The organism is Frankia sp. CeTa3Moorea (assembly GCF_978021225.1).
Genome location: NZ_CDXDOR010000108.1, coordinates 15,993 through 18,907 on the forward strand (window position 1 = coordinate 15,993; position 2,915 = coordinate 18,907).

General features: G+C 71.5%; 8 protein-coding genes. All 8 read right to left on the reverse strand.

Translation table 11 applies throughout. The features are described 5' to 3' along the window. A partial coding sequence (locus AC08OV_RS17330; protein ID WP_476619954.1) for a PHP domain-containing protein occupies window positions 1-475 on the reverse strand: 475 nt, incomplete at its 3' end. Between the two features lie 31 nt (window positions 476-506). Continuing rightward, window positions 507-929 (reverse strand): RapZ C-terminal domain-containing protein, encoded by a 423-nt coding sequence (locus AC08OV_RS17335; RefSeq protein ID WP_476614987.1) that lies wholly within the window; start codon window positions 927-929, stop codon window positions 507-509. A gap of 79 nt (window positions 930-1,008) precedes the next feature. Continuing rightward, entirely contained in the window at window positions 1,009-1,437 is a 429-nt protein-coding gene (locus AC08OV_RS17340; RefSeq protein ID WP_476614988.1) for a hypothetical protein, read from the reverse strand. After that, window positions 1,434-1,568 carry a hypothetical protein gene (locus AC08OV_RS17345; RefSeq protein WP_476614989.1) on the reverse strand — a complete coding sequence of 45 codons (135 nt, stop codon included), beginning with the start codon at window positions 1,566-1,568 and terminating at the stop codon, window positions 1,434-1,436. Before AC08OV_RS17345 ends, AC08OV_RS17340 begins: the two co-directional genes overlap by 4 nt. Window positions 1,569-1,652: 84 nt before the next feature. Continuing rightward, window positions 1,653-1,967, reverse strand: a complete 315-nt coding sequence (locus AC08OV_RS17350) for a hypothetical protein (protein WP_476614990.1) — start codon at window positions 1,965-1,967, stop codon at window positions 1,653-1,655. Continuing rightward, window positions 1,964-2,287 carry a hypothetical protein gene (locus tag AC08OV_RS17355; RefSeq protein ID WP_476614991.1) on the reverse strand — a complete coding sequence of 108 codons (324 nt, stop codon included), beginning with the start codon at window positions 2,285-2,287 and terminating at the stop codon, window positions 1,964-1,966. The genes AC08OV_RS17350 and AC08OV_RS17355 overlap by 4 nt, the downstream gene beginning before the upstream one ends. Further along, window positions 2,284-2,466, reverse strand: a complete 183-nt coding sequence (locus AC08OV_RS17360; protein ID WP_476619955.1) for a hypothetical protein — start codon at window positions 2,464-2,466, stop codon at window positions 2,284-2,286. The genes AC08OV_RS17355 and AC08OV_RS17360 overlap by 4 nt, the downstream gene beginning before the upstream one ends. A 135-nt stretch (window positions 2,467-2,601) precedes the next feature. Next, on the reverse strand, window positions 2,602-2,915 hold a 314-nt coding region (locus AC08OV_RS17365; protein ID WP_476619956.1), incomplete at its 5' end, for a hypothetical protein.

The following is a 2,915-nucleotide window of genomic DNA, read 5'->3' on the forward strand; positions in this document are numbered from 1 at the left end:
TGACCCCCGCTGAGTGCGTGGCGAGCAGCTCGGCGTCCATCCGGGGCTTGCGGTAATAGCCCTCAATCGAGGCCAGCGACGACAGCCTGAACAGGTTGCGCAGGCCGGTGGCGTCGCGGGCGAGCATGGTCATGTGGGTGTACGCCCCGGCACCCGAGACGTCGCCGCCCTCCCCGAACTGGTCGGACGAGCGTTGCTTCGTGCTACCCCAGAACACCGGCGTTTTGTGGTGGCGTCCGGCGGGGGCCACGTACGCCTCGATCCCGATGACGGGCGTGATGCCGGCCGCGGTGGCGACCCGGTGCAGGTCGTAGGCACCGGACATCGTGCCATGATCGGTCATCCCGACCGCCGGCATACCGAGCCGCGCGGCCTCGGCGACCAGGTCCCCGATCCGCGCCGCCCCGTCGAGCATCGAGTGGTCGGTGTGGACGTGCAGGTGGACGAAGGAGCGGTGTCGGTGGCGTTGGTTCATGCGGCCCTGCCTTTCTCGCGTCGCGGGGTGGTTAGCGGTCGACGACGGGTTTCGTCAGGTCGCGGTGGTGCACGGTGGCCTGGTCGAGCGGGGCGGCGATGGCCATGGCGACGGTGGCCGCGCGGTGCCGGCCGCCGGCGCATCCCACGGCGACGGTCACCCGGCCGGCTGAGGGGCGGCGTGGAACACCTGGACGGCGGCGACGGTCGCGGTGATGAGCGACGCAATGCCCGGGGTGGTCAATACGGTGTTGCGAACAGCCGGGTCGTGGGGCGGTGAGATACCGCAGCTGCGGCTGTACGTGGGGGTCCCGGAAATGCGTCCGAAGGTCGAGTGTGATGTCGGCTTTCGGTGGGGTGCCGTGAAGATAGCCGAACGATACGACCTCTGTCGAATCCTCGGAATGTCTGGTCGCGCGCATTGGGAATGCGTCCTTTCGGATGGTTTTCGGCATGGGGGTAGCGCGGGAGGTGGTGCGGGGAGAAAAGACCGGTCTGATTCGCCGGCCGATGGTTTTCTGGCGTGGGTTCGGGTTAGAGGGTGGCGGTGAGGAGCGCGGCGGCCCACAGGCAGGCCAGGTGCAGGGCCTGGTCGGCCAAGTACATGCCGTTGAGGCCGCCCTCGGCGAGTGCGGCGAACCGGCGGGCGCCGGTGTGCTCCAGGACCCAGCGGACGGTCCAGCGCCGGTCCCACAGGGCGTGGGTGCCGGCGGACACCGCCAGCCCGGCGGCCGCCCCGGGCAGGCTCAGCGGCACGTGCAGAGCGGCCACGGTGATGGCGGTCATGGCCACGACGACCGCGTGGTACTGGGCGACGTGGCGGGCCAGGGCGGCCCAGCCGGCCCGGCCCGGCTGCGCCTTGGCGGCGGCCTGGGTGTCGGTCTGGCCCAGGACGTGGTCCGCCAGCTGATGTGCGGCGTAGAGGGTGACGCCCAGGACGGCGTACACGGCGGCGGAGCTCACCGGGTCTCCGTCCGGGGCGGCAGCGTGGTGACGCAGCGGGGGCAGATCAGCCCGCCGTACGGGCCATGGGCCGGGCAGTGGCTGCGGTTGACAGGGTTGGAGTCCTCGGCCGCGGTGAGGATGATGGGCATGGCTCCTGCTCTCCTGTGGAGGGATGTGGGGTGGACCCCGGCGCGGCCGTTGCTGTCCAGGCGTATGGGCCGCGCCGGGGATACTCAGCCGTTGTCGCTGGTCTTCTTCATGCCCCCGAGCGCCTCGGCGCGGCGGAGACCGGGATAGTCGTCTCCAGGCCGGGTCACGAGAAGGTCGACGGCCTCGGCGAGCAGGTCGGGATGGCTCTCGCCTGGGATCTCCGTCGTCCCGGCGAGCAGCAGGTCGCCCAGGTCGTCTGGCCGTCCAGCGCTGTGCCAGCCGTCCGAGTAGCACAGCCACCAGCGTCCGGTCCGCGGGTCCTCGGCCCACATGCCGCCGCGGTCGTCGTCGTAGCGCAGCCACGCGCGGCCGTGCGGAGGGAGGTCGACGGCGCTCACCGGGCACCCACCTGGCGCTGGCGGATCTCGGTGATCCACTGCAGGTTCAGTCGGCGCCAGTCGTCGGTGCCGTCTGGGTCGAGGCCATGGTCGAACTCGTCCTGTCTCGTCTGGAGGCCGAGGTCGACGCATCCGTAGGTGTAGGCATTGGCATAGGTGTCGATGTCCGGGTCTCGGTAGAGATGTCCGACGATCTGCCAGCCGACGGGGCCGTTGGGCGCGATGGCGTCGGGGTCGAAGCGATGGGCCCATCCGGGGCGCTGCTGGTCGAGGAGTCGGGCGCCGCGGGCGACCCGCTCGGCAGCGGCGGCGGCGCTCACCGGACACCCGCCCGATGATGCTGGCGGCGACGGGAGCGGTTACCGGCGGCGATCCTCGCGGCGCTGACAGTCCGGCGGACGGCGGCGCGCACCGCGTCGACGATCAGAACGTCCAGGGCGCCAGGCGCTGCCGGCGGGATGGTGGAGACGGTGCGCGCACGGGCGCGGGGGGCGGTCATGATGGGTGTGTCCCTTCTGAGGGGAGGGCAGGCGGGCCGGGATGTCTGGCCGGACATGGGCCCGGCCCGTCTGCGCGTGCGGCTGGTCGTGTCAGTGCCGGCCCGGACGTGGTCCGCTCGGCCGAGTCGGGCGGGCTAGCTGCGCCGTGCGGCGCGTAGGGCGGCGGTGTTCGGCTTCCAGCGGATGCCGACCCGGCCGCGGGTGGACATCCGGTCCAGGGAGCGTTCGCGGCCTTCCTGGACGGTCTCCTCTTCGCCGATGCCGGCGAGGTTGTTGTTCCAGGCGGCGTTTTCCCGATCTTCGGTGATCAGGGTCTGCTTGATGCGGCCCGCGCGGCGGGCCTTGCGGTGGATGCGGCCTGTTGGCGGCTTCGGCTTTCGATCCTTGATGGTCATGTCTTCTCCGGTTCTGGCGGTGGTGATCTGCCGGGCGGCGGCCGGTGCGGGGG